This is a genomic window from Ruminococcus hominis (assembly GCF_014287355.1).
GTDB classification, from domain to species: Bacteria; Bacillota; Clostridia; order Lachnospirales; family Lachnospiraceae; genus Schaedlerella; species Schaedlerella hominis.
The window spans coordinates 1,789,862-1,809,210 of sequence record NZ_JACOPE010000001.1 but is presented as its reverse complement, the minus strand read 5'-3'; the positions used below and the strand labels follow the sequence as shown (position 1 = coordinate 1,809,210).

The window sequence follows — 19,349 nt, the reverse complement described above, 5'->3', positions numbered from 1 at the left end:
AATTTTTAGATAAATCAAAAAAAAAAGCTGTTAGAAATCGGTTGAATTATAAAAAAGGATATAGTATAATCTTAACAATTTGAGCAGAAGTAAAACAATAAAGGTTATAATGCTTAAAGAAAATAGCACAATAAGATGAAGGGAGCAGATGAACAGATGAAAGCGTTTCTAATTTTAGAAGACGGAACCGTGTTTACTGGAACAAGCATAGGTTCAACAAAGGATATGATCAGTGAAATCGTATTTAATACCTCAATGACAGGATATTTAGAGGTGTTAACGGACCCTTCTTATGCGGGACAGGCCGTTGTGATGACCTATCCACTGATTGGTAATTATGGAATTACACCAGACATGGAATCGAGAAAGGCATGGCCGGACGGTTATATTGTTAAAGAATTATCTCGTATTCCTAGTAATTTTAGATGCCAGGGAACAATTCAGGATTTCTTAAAAGAACAGGATATTCCGGGAATTGCTGGTATTGATACTCGTGCTCTTACTAAAGTTTTAAGAGAAAAGGGTACCATGAATGGAATGATTACAACAAACGAAAATTATAATTTAGAAGAGATTCTTCCTAAATTAAAAGCTTACACAGTAGGTGATGTCGTTTCTAAAGTAACCTGCGATGAGAAGTATACATTAGAGGGAACAGGGAAAAAAGTTGCCCTTTTAGATCTTGGAGCAAAGAATAATATTGCAAAATCATTAAATGAACGCGGTTGTGAGGTGACTGTTTATCCGGCACATACAACAGCAGAAGAAATCATTTCTTCTAATCCTGACGGAATTATGTTATCCAATGGACCTGGAGATCCGGCAGATTGCACATCTATTATCGAAGAAATCAAGAAATTATACAATACAGATATTCCAATATTTGCTATTTGTTTAGGACATCAGTTGATGGCCCTTGCTACAGGTGCGTCTACACACAAGTTAAAATATGGACATAGAGGTGGAAATCATCCGGTAAAAGATTTACAGACAGGTCGTGTATATATTTCATCACAGAACCATGGTTATGTAGTAGATGCTGAAAACGTAGATTCCAATATTGCAGTACCGGCATTTGTAAATGTTAATGATGGAACAAATGAAGGACTTGCATATGTAGGAAAGAATATTTTCACTGTACAGTTCCATCCGGAGGCTTGCCCTGGACCACAGGATTCAGGATACTTATTCGACAGATTTATTAATATGATGGGAGGAGTCAAATAATGCCTAGAGATAATAGTATAAAAAAAGTATTGGTTATTGGCTCAGGTCCGATTGTTATCGGACAGGCAGCAGAGTTTGATTATGCAGGAACACAGGCATGTCGTTCATTAAAAGAGGAAGGTCTTGAAGTTGTTCTTTTGAATTCAAATCCGGCGACCATCATGACAGATAAAGATATTGCAGACCGCGTATATATCGAACCACTTACAATAGAAGTAGTTGAGCAGCTGATCAAAAAAGAGAAGCCTGACAGTGTGCTTCCAACACTTGGAGGACAGGCAGGACTCAATCTTGCAATGGAATTGGAAGAGGCAGGATTTTTAAAGGAAAATAATGTTCGTTTGATCGGTACAACTTCAGAGACAATTAAAAAGGCGGAGGACCGTCTTGAATTTAAAGCTACAATGGAAAAAATCGGGGAGCCTGTAGCAGCTTCACTTGTTGTCGAGAATGTAGAGGATGGTCTTGCATTTGCAAATAGCATCGGTTATCCGGTTGTACTTCGTCCGGCATATACATTAGGAGGAAGCGGAGGTGGTATCGCCCATGATTCACAGCAGCTTATCGAGATCTTGGAAAATGGTCTTCGTCTTTCTCGAGTAGGACAAGTTTTGGTTGAGAGATGTATCGCCGGCTGGAAAGAAATCGAATATGAAGTGATGCGTGATAGTAAAGGAAACTGCATTACAGTATGTAATATGGAAAATATTGATCCTGTCGGAGTTCATACAGGAGATAGTATTGTAGTAGCACCATCGCAGACATTGGGAGATAAAGAGTATCAGATGCTCCGTACTTCTGCATTAAATATCATCAGCGAATTGAATATCACAGGTGGATGTAATGTACAGTATGCTTTGAATCCGGATTCATTTGAATATTGTGTAATTGAAGTAAATCCACGTGTAAGCCGTTCTTCTGCTTTGGCTTCCAAAGCGACAGGTTATCCGATTGCAAAGGTAGCTGCCAAAATTGCGCTTGGTTATACTTTGGATGAGATTAAAAATGCAATCACACATAAAACATATGCAAGCTTTGAACCAATGCTTGATTATTGCGTAGTAAAAATCCCAAGACTTCCATTTGATAAATTTATCAGTGCAAAGAGAACATTGACAACTCAGATGAAAGCAACCGGAGAAGTTATGAGTATCTGTGATAACTTTGAAGGTGCATTAATGAAAGCAATACGTTCTCTGGAACAGCATGTAGACAGTCTTATGTCTTATGATTTTACAAATCTGTCAGATGATGATCTGATGGAAGAACTTCATATAGTAGATGATATGAGAATGTGGAGAATAGCAGAAGCAATCCGCCGCGGAGTGTCATATGAGACGATTCATGATATTACAAAGATTGATATCTGGTTTATCGATAAATTTGCGATTATTACAGAGATGGAAGAAAGACTGAGAACAGAGAAACTCACACCAGAGCTTTTAAAAGAAGCAAAGAGAATTGAATTCCCAGACAATGTGATTGCCGATTTGACAGGAAAAGATGAACGTGAGATTCATGATATGCGTCATGCAAATGGTATCGTTGCAGCATATAAGATGGTTGATACTTGTGCAGCTGAGTTCGCAGCCGAGACACCATATTACTATTCTGTATTTGGTTGTGAATCAGAAGTCGAGAAGACAAATGATAAAAAGAAAGTACTGGTATTAGGTTCCGGCCCAATCCGTATCGGTCAGGGTATAGAGTTTGACTTCTGTTCCGTACATTGTACATGGGCATTTTCAAAAGAAAATTATGAAACAATTATTGTAAATAACAACCCGGAGACAGTAAGTACTGACTTTGATATTGCAGATAAGTTGTATTTTGAGCCATTAACACCGGAAGATGTGGAAAGCATTGTGGATATTGAAAAACCAGATGGAGCAGTTGTTCAGTTTGGTGGACAGACAGCGATTAAATTAACAGAAAGTCTGATGAAGATGGGAGTTCCGATTCTTGGAACATCTGCAGAAAATGTAGACAAAGCAGAGGACAGAGAGCTCTTTGATGAAATCCTGGAAGAGTGTGAGATTCCGAGACCGACAGGTGGAACTGTATTTACAGCAGAAGAAGCAAAAGAAGTAGCAAACAGACTTGGATATCCTGTACTGGTTCGTCCTTCATACGTACTTGGTGGACAGGGTATGCAGATTGCAATCAATGATCATGATATTGATGAATTTATCGGAATCATCAATAGAATTGCACAGGATCACCCAATTCTTGTAGATAAATATTTACAAGGTAAAGAAATCGAAGTAGATGCTGTATGTGACGGAGAGGATATTCTGATTCCGGGAATTATGGAGCATATTGAGAGAGCAGGTATCCATTCGGGAGACAGTATTTCAGTATATCCGGCACAGAGCCTGACACAGTCAGCAAAGGATAAGATTGCAGAATATACAAGAAGACTTGCAAAATCACTGCATGTAATCGGTATGATCAATATTCAGTTTATTGTATGCGGAGAGGACGATGTATATGTAATCGAAGTAAACCCTCGTTCCAGCCGTACGGTGCCATATATCAGTAAAGTAACAGGCATTCCGATCGTACCACTTGCAACGCAGGTTATCATCGGTAAGAAAATACGTGAATTAGGCTACACACCGGGACTTCAGAAGGAAGCAGATTATATTGCGGTTAAAATGCCGGTATTCTCATTTGAGAAGATTAGAGGAGCAGATATCAGCCTTGGACCGGAAATGAAATCGACAGGAGAGTGTCTTGGAATTGCAAAGACATTCGACGAAGCATTATACAAAGCATTTATCGGTGCAGGAATCAAATTGCCGAAATATAAAAATATGATCATGACAGTTCGTGATGAAGAAAAAGAAGAGGCAGTGGAGATTGGCCGTAGATTTGCTGATATCGGATATCGTATCTTCGCGACAAGCGGAACAGCGGCTACTTTAAGAGAGGCAGGCGTGAAGGCAATCCCGGTTCGTAAGATTGAACAGGAGTCTCCAAACCTTCTGGATTTAATTCTTGGTCATGAAATTGATCTTGTTATTGATATTCCGGCACAGGGAGCAGAGCATTCAAAAGATGGATTTATTATCCGAAGAAATGCGATTGAGACAGGTGTTAATGTATTGACAGCAATGGACACAGCAAAAGCCTTGATCACCAGTCTTGAAAATACAGATATTCAGAAACTGACATTGATCGACATTGCAAAAGTGCAGTAAGAAAATGTGAGAGATAAAAAACTTTACATTTACAAAATGTGAGTTATAATAGTAAAGGTAATTGAAGCGGACATCACTTGAGTGGAATGTCCGCTTTTTGGAGTTTGTTGAAAGGAAGATAGCATTCATGAAGAGACAATTTGATCTGCTTAGAAAAACAATGCCCTTGATACATAATATTACAAATTATGTGACGGTGAATGATGTCGCCAATATCCTGCTTGCGTGTGGAGGGAGTCCGATCATGTCAGATGAGGTGGAAGATGTGGAAGATATCACATCTATTTGTAATGGATTGAATATCAATATCGGGACATTACATAAATCAAGTATCGAAGGTATGCTGCGTGCAGGAAAAAAGGCAAACGATTTGCATCATCCGATTTTATTAGATCCGGTAGGAGCAGGTGCAAGTAAATTCCGTACAGAAACGGCCCTGCGGTTAATGCAAGAATTAAATCTGGCAGTTATCAGGGGGAATATTTCCGAAATAAAAACTCTGGCACTTGGAAGTGGGACAACAAAGGGTGTAGATGCAGACGTGTCGGATGCCGTAACAGAAGAAAATTTAGAACAGGCAATTGAGTTTGTGAAAGCTTTTTCTAAGAAGACGGGAACGATTATTGCTGTGACAGGTAGAATCGATTTGGTTACAGATGGAAATAGATGTTATGTGATCCGTAATGGGCGTCCGGAGATGGGGAAAATCACCGGGACAGGATGTCAGTTATCCGGTATGATGACAGCATTTATTACTGCGAATCCAGATGAAATGCTCGAAGCGGCAGCAGCGGCGGTCTGCGCTATGGGACTTGCCGGGGAGATTGGATGGAGCAGGATGCAAACAGGAGACGGCAACGCTACCTATCGCAATCGTATTATAGATGCTATTTATAATATGACAGGAGATATTTTAGAAAAGGGTGCAAACTACGAAATTCGATAAATTTTGTACAAAAAGGATGGTAAAATAGAATGAATTGTGAGAAGAAAGATTTGATTTTATATGCAGTAACAGATCGTCATTGGCTAAATGGAGAGACACTTTACAGTCAGGTTGAAAAAGTATTGAAGGGTGGGGCGACATTTATTCAGCTGCGCGAAAAGAATCTGGATGAAGAACATTTTATGGAAGAGGCAAAAGAAATCCAGGAGCTTTGCCGTAAATACCATGTTCCATTTATAATTAATGATAATGTTGAACTCACAGCAGCAATTGATGCAGATGGAGTACATGTAGGACAGCGTGACATGGAAGCCGGTGATGTTCGTGCAAAACTTGGTCCGGATAAAATTATCGGAGTTTCAGCACAGACTGTACAGCAGGCAGTGGAAGCTGAAAAAAGAGGTGCAGATTATTTAGGAGTTGGGGCAGTATTTCCAACAGGGACCAAAGAAGATGCAGTTGAAGTCGGAAAAGAGGTTCTGAAGGAAATATGTGAAGCGGTTTCTATTCCGGTTGTTGCAATTGGAGGCGTTGGAGCGCATAATGTAGAAGAACTTGCAGGAAGTGGTATTAGTGGCATTGCAGTTATCAGCGCGTTGTTTGCTCAGCCGGATATTGAACAGGCAACAAAAGATTTAAGGAGCCGTACGGAACAGATGCTTGCAAAATAACACTGCAAATGGATGAGGTAAAGGAAATGGTGAAAGGAATAATATTTGATGCGGATGGAACGCTTTTGAATTCCATGCCTATCTGGGAGAATTTAGGAGAGCTTTATTTAAAATCTATGGGGATTGAAGCAAAACAGGGTCTCGGGGAAGTCCTCTTTACAATGAGTCTTCCGCAGGCAGCCCGGTATTTGATTCAAGAGTATCATTTGAATCTGACAGAAGAAGAAATCATAGATGGACTGAATCGTGAGATAGAAGAATACTATGCAAAGAAGGTACCTTTAAAAGAAGGCGTCCGAAGTTTTCTTGAAGGATTTCGTGAGTTACATATTCCGATGGTAATCGCTACAACGGGAGATCGAAAGAATCTTGAGGAAGCCCTAAAGCGATTGGGAATCAGGAATCTGTTTGAAGGAATTTTGACATGTACAGAGATGCAGACAGATAAGTCAAAACCAGATATTTACCTTGCGGCAGCACTTCAGATGGATTGTGATCCGGATGAAGTAATTGTTTTTGAAGATGCATATCACGCAATTGTAACAGCAAAGAAGGCTGGATTTATTACAGTAGGAGTGTACGATCAGGCAAATGACAGAGATTTGGCTAAGATATGGAATACGGCGGATGTATATTTGCCGGGATATGATGATTTTCAAAAATTTTGGTGGAGTATGACAGAAAAAGGAGAAGATGAAGTATGATGAGAACAGCATTATCAATTGCCGGAAGTGATTCTAGTGGAGGGGCCGGGATTCAGGCTGATATTAAGACCATGACTGCAAATGGAGTATATGCTATGACGGCAATTACGGCATTGACAGCACAAAATACTACAGGTGTGACAGGGATTATGGAAGTGACACCGGAATTTCTGGCTCAGCAATTGGATAGTATTTTTACAGATATCCGTCCGGATGCGGTAAAAATAGGAATGGTATCTTCTTCTGCTTTAATTCAGGTAATTGCAGAAAAATTGAAAGAATATAAAGCAGAAAATATTGTGGTTGATCCGGTCATGGTCGCTACAAGTGGTTCAAAATTAATTAGTGATGATGCAATTGAAACTCTAAAAACATGCTTGATGCCACTTTCTTCTATTTTAACACCAAATATTCCGGAAGCAGAAGTATTGGCTGAAATGAAGGTGGAGACAGAAGAGGAGATGATCCTTGCGGCAAAGAAAATCAGTGAAACATTTCATTGTGCGGTGCTCTGTAAAGGAGGTCATCAGTTGAATGATGCAAATGACCTTTTGTATCGAGACGGAGAATATAAATGGTTTCATGGAAAACGAATCCAAAATTCAAATACCCATGGAACAGGTTGCACATTATCCAGTGCCATTGCTTCGAACCTTGCAAAGGGATATAGCATGGACGAATCCGTAAAAAGAGCAAAAGATTATATTTCAGAAGCTTTGGAGGCAATGTTGGATTTGGGAAAAGGCTCTGGTCCTATGAAGCATTGTTTTAATATTACGGGAAAGTATGTGACATGTGTAAATGATGACTCTAAGGAAGAGGAAGCATAGGATGAAAACAAAAAAGAAATATATGGGAATTCTTTATATTATTATTTCTGCATTTTGTTTTGCACTGATGGCGATGTTTGTGAGATTAGCCGGAGATTTGCCATCTGTTCAAAAAAGTTTTTTCAGAAACCTGGTAGCGTTGATATTTGCATTTGTACTCTTAAAGAAAGATAGGATTGGATTTTCAGGAAAAAAAGAAAATGTAAAATATTTATTTATACGTTCACTTGCAGGAACAATCGGGATTTTATGCAATTTTTATGCAGTAGATCATCTGGTGCTGTCAGATGCTTCTATGCTTAATAAAATGTCTCCGTTTTTTGCTATTATATTTAGTGCTTTGATATTGAAAGAAAAGGTGAAAATTCCGCAGGCATTGATTGTTATCGGTGCATTTCTGGGAAGTTTGTTAATCATTAAACCGACACCTGCAATCTTTTCAGAGCCGGCATCACTCATTGGTTTGTTAGGTGGATTAGGGGCAGGAGTCGCATATACATACGTACGTGTGTTAGGTCAAAAAGGTGAAAAAGGTCCATTTATCGTATTTGTATTTTCCTCATTTTCATGTATTGCTACATTACCATTTTTAATCGTAGATTATCATCCGATGTCAATAATGCAGATCGTGTGTTTACTTTTTGCAGGTCTGGCGGCAAGTGGCGGACAGTTTAGTATTACAGCAGCGTATTTTCATGCACCTGCAAAAGAAATTTCTGTATATGACTACTCACAGATTATTTTTTCAGCATTGCTTGGATTTATTATATTTGGACAGGTTCCGGATATCTATAGCTGGATTGGATATATTATCATCTGCACAATGGCAGTAGTCATGTTTTTATATAATAAGAATAAAGAATAAAATACAAAAGGGTTACTATTTTTGGAAAAGAAAATAGTAACTCTTTTTCTCGTAGTTGATAATAATTCATAAAATAGCTCTTAAATATTGACAAATAGAAAGACTGGCTGTATAGTGTTCCTAGAAAGAACTACTAGTAAAAACAAGGATGGTGTACTACAATGGATGAACATCAGTTTATAGAATGTTTGATCCACTATGGATTGACAAGACAAGAGGCAATTGTGTATCACAGATTGTTGACAGATGGGAAACAGACAGGGTATGAGATAGCGAAAGCAACAGGAATTTCCAGATCGAATGCTTATAGTGCACTGGCTGCACTGACAGAAAAAGGTGCGGCTTATATTTTAGAGGAGAATGCCAAGAAGTATATTCCGGTTGCACTGGAAGAGTTCTGTGAAAACAGTATCAGACGCATGCAAGAAGAGAAAGCCTGGATGCTTGAAAATCTTCCGAGTTCTTATGTGGATGAGGAAGGGTATATTACAATTGAAGGAGAGAGCAATATCAGTAATAAGATACATAATCTTTTGAATGAGACAGAGGAGAGGGTATATCTTTCCTGTTCATATCTATATTTAAGTGAATTTCAAGAGGAATTAATGAAATTGGAACAGCAGGGCAAAAAGGTTGTGATCATTACGGATGGAGTCTGTCCATTGGAAAATGTACAAGTATATATCGGTGATTCAAAGGGAAAACAGATTGGAATTATTACAGATTCCAAACATGTGCTGACAGGTGAGTATGGGAAAGGAAGTATGAATACCTGCCTTTATTCCGGAAAAAAGAATTTCGTGATGCTTTATAAAAATGCATTGGCGAATGAGATAAAACTAATGACATTAAGTAAGGAGAAGCAATAAGATGAGTAAAAAACCATTTGTGACAAAAGAGCAGATTGAAGAAATTACAAAAACATATCCAACACCTTTTCATCTTTATGATGAAAAAGGAATTCGTGAAAATGCAAAGGCATTGAAAGAAGCATTTGCATGGAATCCGGGATATAAAGAATATTTTGCTGTCAAAGCAACACCAAATCCATTTTTAATCCAGATTTTAAGAGAATATGGATGTGGGTGCGACTGCTCTTCATATACTGAATTGATGCTCTCAGAGGCAATGGGAGCAGTAGGACAGGATATTATGTTTTCATCAAATGATACACCGATGGAAGAATTCCAGTATGCAGATAAATTGGGTGCCACAATCAATTTAGATGATATTACACATATTGATTTCCTGGAGAAAGCAATTGGACATATTCCGGAAAGAATCAGCTGTCGTTATAATCCGGGTGGATTGTTTAAGATAAGTAACGATATTATGGATAATCCCGGAGATGCAAAATATGGAATGACAACAGAACAAATGACAGAGGCATATAAGATCCTGAAGTCTAAAGGAGCAAAAGAATTTGGAATTCATGCATTTCTTGCAAGTAATACAGTGACAAATGATTATTATCCAATGCTTGCGAAGGTGTTGTTTGAAGAAGCAGTTAAACTTCAGAAAGAGACTGGAGCACATATTACGTTTATTAATCTTTCAGGCGGTATTGGAATCCCTTATAAACCAGACCAGACACCAAATGATATTCGTGCAATTGGAGAAGGTGTCCGTCGTGTATATGAAGAAGTTCTTGTTCCTGCCAAAATGGGAGATGTTGCAATTTATACAGAATTAGGTCGTTTTATGATGGGACCTTATGGATGTCTGGTTACAAAAGCAATCCATGAGAAACATACACATAAAGAATATATCGGTGTAGATGCATGTGCTGTGAATTTGATGCGTCCTGCAATGTATGGTGCATATCATCATATTACTGTAATGGGGAAAGAAGACCAGCCATGTGATCATAAATACGATATTACAGGATCCCTGTGTGAAAATAATGATAAATTTGCAATTGACCGTATGCTTCCAAAGATTGATAAAGGAGATTACCTGGTTATTCATGATACAGGGGCACACGGCTTTTCAATGGGATATAATTATAATGGAAAATTAAAATCAGCAGAATTGCTTTTGAAAGAAGATGGAAGTGTACAGCTGATTCGCCGTGCAGAGACACCGGCAGATTATTTTGCGACATTTGATTGTTTTGATATTGGAAAGAAATTAATAAATAAAGTCGAACGTCCGTGAGACTTAGCGCGTGATTCTGGTCAGCGAAGCTGACATATTCCTATCAGAATCACTGCGCATCCTCGCGGAGCGTTTATCTTAGTCGGAGATTGGACTCCCACTGAGACAAATTTGCTATTACTCACCACCTGAAGAGGTGGGAGTCTTCTCGACTAAGATAAATAATAATAAAAAAAGAGCCGCGTGGCTCTTTTTTTATTGTCTTATATTAGGAAAGCGTCTTTCCTGATGCTGTATTTGAAAATTTTAAAGATGCTTCCACAAATCCCTTGAATAGTGGGTGTGGTTTGTTTGGTCTGGATTTTAACTCAGGATGTGCCTGTGTTGCAATGAACCAAGGGTGAGATGGAATTTCAATCATCTCTACAATACGTCCGTCAGGAGAAAGACCTGAAAGCATCATGCCGTTCTCTTCCAATACTTCGCGATAATCGTTGTTGACTTCATAACGATGACGATGACGTTCGTTGATATCTTTTGTTCCATACAATGCATAAGCTTTAGAATCCTCTTTCAGTACGCAAGGGTATGATCCGAGTCTTAATGTTCCTCCGATATCTTCGATACCAATCTGGTCAGGCATAATATGGATGACAGGATGCGTTGTATTTGGATTTAATTCCATGCTGTGAGCATCATTGTAGCCGATAACGTCTCTTGCAAATTCAACAATAGAAAGCTGCATACCAAGGCAAAGACCAAGAAATGGAACATTATGTGTTCTGGCATATTTAATTGCTTCGATTTTTCCTTCAATACCACGATCTCCAAATCCGCCAGGTACTAAAATACCGCTTACATCACCAAGGATTTCTTCCACATTTTCAGATGTAACAGTTTCAGAATCAACCCACTTGATATTTACAGTAGTATGACTATAGATACCTCCGTGCTTTAATGCTTCTACCACACTGATATAAGCATCATGAAGCTGGATGTATTTTCCGACAAGTGCAACAGTAACTTCCTGTGTCGGATGACGCAAATTATCTACCATTTCTGTCCAGTCTTTTAAATTTGGCTCTGGACAAGGCAAATGCAGGGATTCGCAGACAACCTGTGCCAGGTGCTCTTTTTCCATAGCAAGTGGAGCTTCATATAAGTAATCCACATCAAGGTTTTGCAATACATGATTAGCAGGAAGATTGCAGAACAAAGAAATTTTGTCTTTCATTCCCGCGTCCAATGGGTATTCAGAGCGGCATACGATGATGTCCGGCTGAATTCCCATTCCCTGCAATTCTTTTACGCTTGCCTGAGTTGGTTTTGTTTTCATCTCCTGAGATGCTCTCAGGTAAGGAATTAAAGTAACGTGGATCAGAATAACATTTTCTGCTCCTTTTTCATGTTGAAACTGACGGATGGATTCAAGAAATGGTTGACTCTCAATATCTCCGACAGTACCACCGACCTCAATAATCGCGATTTCAGTATCTGTAGCAGCAGGATTACGGTAAAATCTGCTTTTGATCTCGTTTGTAATATGTGGAATAACCTGAACGGTACCTCCACCGAAATCGCCACGACGTTCTTTCTGTAATACAGACCAATAAATTTTACCTGTTGTGACATTCGAGTTCTTAGTAAGATTCTCATCGATAAAACGTTCATAATGTCCAAGGTCAAGGTCTGTTTCAGCACCATCATCTGTTACGAAGACTTCTCCGTGCTGAACGGGATTCATTGTTCCCGGATCAATATTAATATAAGGATCAAATTTTTGCATTGTCACAGTATATCCGCGGGCCTTCAAAAGACGACCGAGAGATGCTGCTGTGATTCCTTTTCCAAGACCGGATACGACACCTCCGGTGACAAATACATATTTTACTGCCATATTATCCTCCTTAGTATAAATCTCTAAAGTAAATTTGTTATATTCCCCTAAATTACAAAAAGTATACTTAGATAAAGGAAAGTACAGTCCTATTTTTTAGTGATAGACATGTCCGTTCTCATAGACTGCCTCACAGGTAAGCTGAACACCTAATTTTTTAAATATTTTAATGTCGACATTAGACAACATAACAGAAGTATGAGCCTGACATCCACGTAATTTAGGAAGCTGCTGTAATGCAAGTGCAGCATCCTTTCTTGAAGCAGCACTCGCAGAAAGTGCAATCAATACTTCATCTGTATGCAGACGAGGGTTCTGGCTTCTTAAGTATTCTGTCTTAAGCTTTTGAATCGGTTCGATAGACTCTGGTGAAATAATCTGGAGTTCATGGTCCAGACCAGCGAGTTCCTTGATTGCGTTAAGCAAAAGTGCAGCGGACGCACCAAGGAGAGCAGATGTCTTACCGGTTACGATTTTACCATCAGGAAGTTCAAGAGAAGCAGCAGGACCATTTGTCTCTTCGGCACGGCTCATTGCTGCTGCAACAACAGGGCGATCCTGAACTGTTACGTCTACCTGACTCATAAGAAGTTCCAGCTTTTGTATTGTCTCTTCAGAACAGGTTCCTTTTAAAATCGCGTTCTTTGCTTCATAGTAGCGACGAATAATTTCCTGACGTGATGCTTCGCGGCATGCCTCATCATCACAAATACAATTTCCAGCCATGTTGACTCCCATGTCAGTAGGAGATTTGTAAGGGCTCTTTCCATAAATTTTATGGAAAATAGTATTGAGTACAGGGAAAATCTCTACATCACGGTTGTAATTTACGGTTGTTTCCCCGTATGCTTCTAAATGGTATGGATCAATCATGTTGATATCATTTAAATCGGCAGTTGCAGCTTCATAAGCAAGATTAACAGGATGGCTTAATGGAAGATTCCAGATAGGGAATGTTTCAAATTTGGCATATCCTGCATGAATTCCTCTTTTATGCTCATGATATAACTGAGACAGACAAGTTGCCATCTTACCGCTTCCAGGACCTGGTGCAGTAATAATGACCAGAGGTCTGGTTGTTTCAATATAATCATTTTTTCCATAGCCTTCATCACTGACAATCTGTGCCACATTGGAAGGATAACCAGGGATATTGTAGTGCATATAAACTTTAATGTTGAGTTTTTCCAAACGGTTTCTAAACATCAGTGCACTTTCCTGACCGGAAAATTGAGTGATTACGACACTGCCTACGTAAAGTCCATTATCATGGAAAGAATCCATAAGACGAAGAACATCGGAATCGTAAGTGATCCCCAGATCACCACGCACTTTATTTTTTTCGATATCTTTAGCGCTGATTACAATGATGATTTCCGCCTGAGAACTTAATTGCTTCAGCATCTGAAGTTTACTGTCCGGCTGAAATCCCGGAAGAACTCTGGATGCATGATAGTCGTCAAAAAGTTTACCGCCAAATTCAAGATACAATTTATGATCAAACTGTTCAATTCTTTGACGAATATGTTCGGACTGCATTTTTAGATACTTTTCATTATCAAAACCTATTTTCATGTTGACCTCTCTTTATATTTAATGACATTGATTTTTCTTGATAGGAAGATTCCTTACATTTTATGACAAAAAGTAACAAGAAAAAATCCTACATGCTATAGTATACTATATAATTGCTGTTGTTTACAATATTTTCACTATTTTTTTATTGATTTATAAGTTTGTGGAATTTATAATGATAACAGTGGACTTTAGGAGGAACAGAATGGATAATCAAAATAATAACAATAAGCCTAGAAATAACCGGCAGGGATGGAGTGTGATCATAATTACCACCTTACTGGCTATTTTTGTTGTAATGGGGCTGTATTCATTGATGCAGGATAAGAATCCGCAGGAAATCAGCTATTATAAATTTCTGAAAATGGTAGATGATGGAAAAGTTGATAAAGTTAAGATCAGTTCATCAAGAATTTATATTACATTAAAAGATGGCGTATCAGTAAAAGAAGAACTGGACGACGACGATACTACGCAGAATTCAACTGAGTCTGCGACAACTGAGAACAGTACATTACAGGAAGCACAAGACTTGGCAGATGATCTGGCAAAGCAGCTTGGTGTTTCAGAAAGTGATATGGAGAGCACAAAAGAACCGGATTATTATACGGGGATAGTGAATGATGATTCACTGCCAGAACGTTTGTATAATGCCGGGGTAGACTATGAGCAGGAAATTCCTGATACAATGTCTTCTATCATATTTGAAATGTTTGTAACAGTAATTCTTCCAATTGTATTACTTATGATATTGTTTAATTTCCTTATGAAACGCATGACCAAAGGTGGCGGTATGATGGGAATAGGAAAGAGCAATGCGAAAGTATATGTGGAGAAAGAAACCGGAGTGACATTCCAGGATGTTGCAGGTGAAGATGAAGCAAAAGAGTCTTTGCAGGAGGTAGTTGATTTCCTGCATAACCCGGGTAAATATACAGGTATCGGAGCAAAACTTCCAAAAGGAGCATTACTTGTAGGCCCTCCGGGAACAGGTAAGACTTTGCTTGCCAAGGCTGTTGCTGGAGAGGCAAAGGTTCCATTTTTCTCGTTATCGGGTTCTGCATTTGTGGAGATGTATGTTGGTGTAGGAGCATCCAGAGTACGAGATTTATTTAAACAGGCTCAGCAGATGGCACCATGTATTGTGTTTATTGATGAGATTGATGCGATTGGTAAAAGCCGTGATACAGCTATGGGCGGCGGTAATGATGAACGAGAGCAGACATTGAATCAGCTTTTGGCGGAGATGGATGGATTTGATACAAATAAAGGTCTTTTGCTTTTAGCAGCAACAAATAGACCGGAAGTGCTGGATCCGGCACTTTTAAGACCAGGACGTTTCGACAGAAGAATCATTGTTGATAAACCGGATTTGAAAGGCCGTGTGGAGATTTTAAAAGTACATTCAAAAGATGTTAAGATGGATGAGACTGTTGATTTGGAAGCAATTGCATTGGCTACATCAGGAGCGGTTGGTTCAGATCTTGCTAATATGATCAATGAAGCTGCGATCAATGCAGTTAAGCATGGACGTCAGGTTGTAAGTCAGAAAGATTTATTTGAGGCAGTTGAAGTAGTTCTGGTTGGAAAAGAGAAAAAAGACAGAATTATGAGCAACGAGGAACGCCGAATTGTTTCATATCACGAAGTCGGACATGCGTTGGTGAGTGCTCTTCAAAAAGATGCAGAGCCGGTTCAGAAAATTACAATCGTGCCTAGAACAATGGGGGCTCTTGGATATGTAATGCAAACACCGGAAGAAGAGAAATTCTTGAATACAAAGAAAGAATTAGAGGCAATGCTTGTAGGGGCATTGGCAGGTCGTGCGGCAGAGGAAATTGTTTTCGATACTGTTACAACAGGAGCATCTAATGATATAGAGCAGGCTACAAAGATTGCAAGAGCAATGATCACGCAGTATGGTATGTCTGAAAAGTTTGGCTTGATTGGTCTGGAATCCGTGCAGCACAGATATTTGGATGGTCGTGCGGTCATGAATTGTGGGGAAGCAACGGCTGCAGAGATAGATAAAGAAGTTATGGAGATGCTGAAGAAAGCTTATGATGAGGCAAAATCATTGTTGACCGAGAACAGAGAAGTTTTGGATAAAATCGCAGCATTCTTGATTGAGAAAGAAACCATCACAGGAAAAGAATTTATGAAGATTTTCCGTGAAGTGAAGGGAATCCCTGAACCAGATGAGTCACAAGAAAAGAAAGAAGACAGAATTGTGATGAAACCGACAGAAGATGCAGAAGTTGATAATACAGATGAGACAGAAGATGCAGAAGCTTAAAAAGCCAGATGTGATGGAAGAGTAGTAAAAAGCAGGGATGAGTTTATCCCTGTTTTTTTATCTCAGTCGAGAAGACTCCCACCTCTTTCAGGTGGTGAGTAACAGCAAATTTGTCTCAGTGGGAGAGGTGAAAAACGAATGCAGGAACAGAATTTTAATATAGAGGAAGAATTAAAGAAATTACCTGGAAAGCCTGGCGTCTATTTGATGCATGATGAAAAGGATCACATTATATATGTGGGAAAAGCCATCAGTCTGAAAAATCGTGTTCGTCAATATTTTCAAAGCAGCCGAAATAAAAGTGTGAAAATTGAACAAATGGTTACGCATATTCGTAGATTTGAATATATCGTAACGGATTCTGAATTGGAAGCGCTGGTTTTAGAGTGTAATTTGATTAAAGAACATCATCCAAAATATAATACGATGCTGATGGATGATAAGGCATATCCATTTATAAAGGTTACAACAAACGAACCCTATCCAAGAGTTATGCTGGCACGGAAGATGTTGAAAGATAAAGCAAAGTATTTTGGACCATTTACAAGCAGTCAGGCGGTAAGAGATACAATTGAATTATTGCATAAGCTATATCATATACGAAGCTGTAATAGAAGCCTTCCAAAGGATATAGGAAAAGAAAGACCTTGCTTAAATTATCATATTAAACAATGCGATGCACCTTGTCAGGGGTATATATCACAAGAAGAATACGGAAAATCAATAGCGGAAGTGTTACGCTTTTTGGGAGGAAATTATGCACCGATTCAAAAAGAGCTGGAAGAGAAAATGCTTAAGGCATCAGAAGAAATGGAATTTGAGAAAGCAATAGAATACAGAGAATTATTGAATAGTGTGAATAAAATTGCACAGAAACAAAAGATTACGGACAGCAGTTGGGAGGATAGAGATATTCTGGCTGTGGCAACGGATAAGGAAGATGCCGTTGTGCAAGTCTTTTTTATACGTGGCGGACGACTGATCGGACGTGATCACTTTTATTTAAAAATTCAGCAGGATGAATTAAAAGCAAATATTATAGATAGTTTTATCAAGCAGTATTATGCAGGAACGCCATTTATTCCAAGTGTTTTAATGGTTCAGGAAGTGCTGGAGGATAGTAGTTTACTTGAAGAGTGGCTTTCTGCAAAGCGTGGTGCTAAGGTGTCTATTCTTGTCCCTAAAAAAGGAACCAAGGAAAAAATGGTGGAACTCGCAGAAAATAATGCAAAAATGGTTCTTACGAAAGATAAGGAACGTCTTAAAAGAGAAGAAGGACGGACAATCGGTGCCGTAAAGGAAATCGAAAAATTAATTGGAGTGCAGGATATATATCGTATGGAAGCATATGATATTTCAAATACAAATGGGTTTGAATCGGTAGGCTCAATGGTTGTTTATGAACGTGGGAAACCAAAGAAGAATGATTATCGTAAGTTCAAGATTAAAGGTGTAAAAGGTGCAGATGATTATGCAAGTATGCGAGAGGTTTTGACAAGAAGATTTATGCATGGACTGAAAGAAAAAGAAGAAAGTAAAGAGGTAGGCGGGTTCACAGTATTTCCAGATTTAATCTTAATGGATGGAGGAAGAGGACAGGTAAATATTGCGTTGGAGGTTTTAGATGCACTTCATTTGAATATCCCGGTTTGTGGAATGGTCAAAGATGATCATCATAGAACAAGAGGACTCTATTTTCAAAATGAAGAGATTACAATTGATCGTTCTTCAGAAGCATTTCGTTTGATTACGCGAATTCAAGATGAGGCACATCGATTTGCAATCGAATATCATAAACAATTGAGAGGAAAAGGACAGGTACATTCAATATTAGATGATATTGAAGGAATCGGACCTTCAAGAAGAAAGAGTTTAATGCGAGAATTTGTCAGCCTGGAGGCAATTAAAGCTGCTACAGTTGAAGAATTAGCTCGAATACCATCAATGAATGAAAAGGCAGCAGAATCTGTATACAAATTTTTTCATTAGTGTTAAAATAGATACAAAGCTAAGCTAAAAAGTCCAAAGACTACAGTAAAATGAATGAAAATAATAGCTAGAAGAGGAGAAAAGTTATGGGACATGGTGTGAAATTAAGTGAATTAGCAGAAAAAATGGAATTAAAAAATCTGACACCAACAGTTGAGTTGAAAGGAAAAGAGGTAAGTATTCCGGAGGTAAACAGACCGGCATTACAGCTATCAGGTTTCTTTGATCATTTTGATTCAGATCGTGTGCAGATTATCGGATACGTGGAATACACTTATTTGCAGACTTTAGATTATGAAAGAAAGATAAAAATATACGATGAATTGGTGACATATAAAGTTCCTTGTATTGTATTTAGCAGAAATCTGGAGCCGGATAAGGAACTTATCGAGAAAGCAGCGAAACAGGATATTCCGATTTTTCAGACAGAAAAACAGACATCTGGATTTATGGCAGAATTGATTCGTTGGATGAACGTAAAACTTGCGCCATGTATTTCTATTCATGGAGTATTAGTGGATGTTTATGGTGTTGGTGTTTTGATTATGGGTGAGAGTGGCATAGGAAAAAGTGAGGCCGCTTTGGAACTGATCAAACGTGGACATCGTCTTGTGACAGATGATGTGGTGGAGATTCGTAAAGTAAGTGATGAGACACTTGTAGGTTCAGCACCGGATATTACAAGACATTTTATCGAGCTTCGAGGTATTGGTATCGTGGATGTAAAATCTATGTTTGGTGTTCAAAGTGTACGTGAAACGCAGAATATTGATTTGGTTATTACTTTGGAAGACTGGAGCAGAGAAAAAGAATATGATCGTTTAGGACTTGAAGAAAGTTATACAGAATTCCTTGGAAATAAAGTGGTATGCCATAATATTCCAATCCGTCCGGGACGTAATCTTGCCATTATAGTAGAATCAGCAGCTGTCAACCATAGACAAAAACAGATGGGATATAACGCAGCTCAGGAATTATATAAGAGAGTACAGGAGAATCTTGCAAAGAACAGATAATATTAAATGAGATATAAAAAGAAATCCGACAAG

General features: G+C 38.6%; 14 protein-coding genes. 12 read left to right on the top strand and 2 right to left on the bottom strand.

The window, feature by feature from the left end:
* Positions 1-156: 156 nt before the first annotated feature.
* The 9 genes from H8S40_RS08040 to H8S40_RS08000 all read left to right on the top strand — a co-directional run bounded on the left by H8S40_RS08040 (position 157) and on the right by H8S40_RS08000 (position 10,603).
* Positions 157-1,227, top strand: a complete 1,071-nt coding sequence (locus H8S40_RS08040; RefSeq protein ID WP_117989438.1) for a carbamoyl phosphate synthase small subunit — start codon at positions 157-159, stop codon at positions 1,225-1,227.
* Positions 1,227-4,430: a carbamoyl-phosphate synthase large subunit gene (carB, locus tag H8S40_RS08035; RefSeq protein ID WP_186864995.1), complete on the top strand. Its 3,204-nt coding sequence runs from the start codon at positions 1,227-1,229 to the stop codon at positions 4,428-4,430. The genes H8S40_RS08040 and carB overlap by 1 nt, the downstream gene beginning before the upstream one ends.
* A gap of 127 nt (positions 4,431-4,557) precedes the next feature.
* A complete protein-coding gene (gene thiM / locus H8S40_RS08030; RefSeq protein ID WP_022076177.1) occupies positions 4,558-5,376 on the top strand; it encodes a hydroxyethylthiazole kinase in 819 nt (272 codons plus the stop codon).
* 29 nt (positions 5,377-5,405) lie between these two features.
* Positions 5,406-6,047, top strand: a complete 642-nt coding sequence (thiE, locus tag H8S40_RS08025; RefSeq protein WP_022076178.1) for a thiamine phosphate synthase — start codon at positions 5,406-5,408, stop codon at positions 6,045-6,047.
* Positions 6,048-6,073: 26 nt separating this feature from the next.
* Positions 6,074-6,751 (top strand): HAD family hydrolase, encoded by a 678-nt coding sequence (locus tag H8S40_RS08020; protein ID WP_022076179.1) that lies wholly within the window; start codon positions 6,074-6,076, stop codon positions 6,749-6,751.
* Positions 6,751-7,581, top strand: coding sequence for a bifunctional hydroxymethylpyrimidine kinase/phosphomethylpyrimidine kinase (gene thiD / locus H8S40_RS08015; RefSeq protein ID WP_186865640.1), 831 nt, complete (start codon positions 6,751-6,753; stop codon positions 7,579-7,581). The genes H8S40_RS08020 and thiD overlap by 1 nt, the downstream gene beginning before the upstream one ends.
* Before the next feature lies 1 nt (position 7,582).
* Positions 7,583-8,446, top strand: a complete 864-nt coding sequence (locus tag H8S40_RS08010) for a DMT family transporter (RefSeq protein ID WP_022076181.1) — start codon at positions 7,583-7,585, stop codon at positions 8,444-8,446.
* A 161-nt stretch (positions 8,447-8,607) separates the two neighbouring features.
* Complete coding sequence (locus H8S40_RS08005; RefSeq protein WP_186864994.1) at positions 8,608-9,315, top strand: TrmB family transcriptional regulator; 708 nt, start codon at positions 8,608-8,610, stop codon at positions 9,313-9,315.
* A gap of 1 nt (position 9,316) precedes the next feature.
* Positions 9,317-10,603 carry a diaminopimelate decarboxylase gene (locus H8S40_RS08000; protein WP_186864993.1) on the top strand — a complete coding sequence of 429 codons (1,287 nt, stop codon included), beginning with the start codon at positions 9,317-9,319 and terminating at the stop codon, positions 10,601-10,603.
* 208 nt (positions 10,604-10,811) lie between these two features.
* On the opposite strand, the gene pyrG is transcribed toward H8S40_RS08000, so the two are convergent.
* Both pyrG and H8S40_RS07990 read right to left on the bottom strand, forming a co-directional pair.
* Positions 10,812-12,440: a CTP synthase gene (gene pyrG, locus H8S40_RS07995; RefSeq protein WP_022075590.1), complete on the bottom strand. Its 1,629-nt coding sequence runs from the start codon at positions 12,438-12,440 to the stop codon at positions 10,812-10,814.
* Positions 12,441-12,536: 96 nt separating this feature from the next.
* Entirely contained in the window at positions 12,537-14,015 is a 1,479-nt protein-coding gene (locus H8S40_RS07990; protein WP_022075589.1) for a DUF1846 domain-containing protein, read from the bottom strand.
* Positions 14,016-14,220: 205 nt separating this feature from the next.
* Here H8S40_RS07990 and ftsH point away from each other — a divergent pair, with 205 nt between their 5' ends.
* The 3 genes from ftsH (at position 14,221) to hprK (ending at position 19,316) form a co-directional block, all read left to right on the top strand.
* Positions 14,221-16,311, top strand: coding sequence for an ATP-dependent zinc metalloprotease FtsH (gene ftsH, locus H8S40_RS07985; protein ID WP_186864992.1), 2,091 nt, complete (start codon positions 14,221-14,223; stop codon positions 16,309-16,311).
* Positions 16,312-16,449: 138 nt separating this feature from the next.
* Positions 16,450-18,300, top strand: coding sequence for an excinuclease ABC subunit UvrC (uvrC, locus tag H8S40_RS07980; RefSeq protein WP_022075587.1), 1,851 nt, complete (start codon positions 16,450-16,452; stop codon positions 18,298-18,300).
* Between the two features lie 86 nt (positions 18,301-18,386).
* A complete protein-coding gene (gene hprK, locus H8S40_RS07975) occupies positions 18,387-19,316 on the top strand; it encodes an HPr(Ser) kinase/phosphatase (protein WP_118723526.1) in 930 nt (309 codons plus the stop codon).
* Positions 19,317-19,349 lie beyond the last annotated feature (33 nt).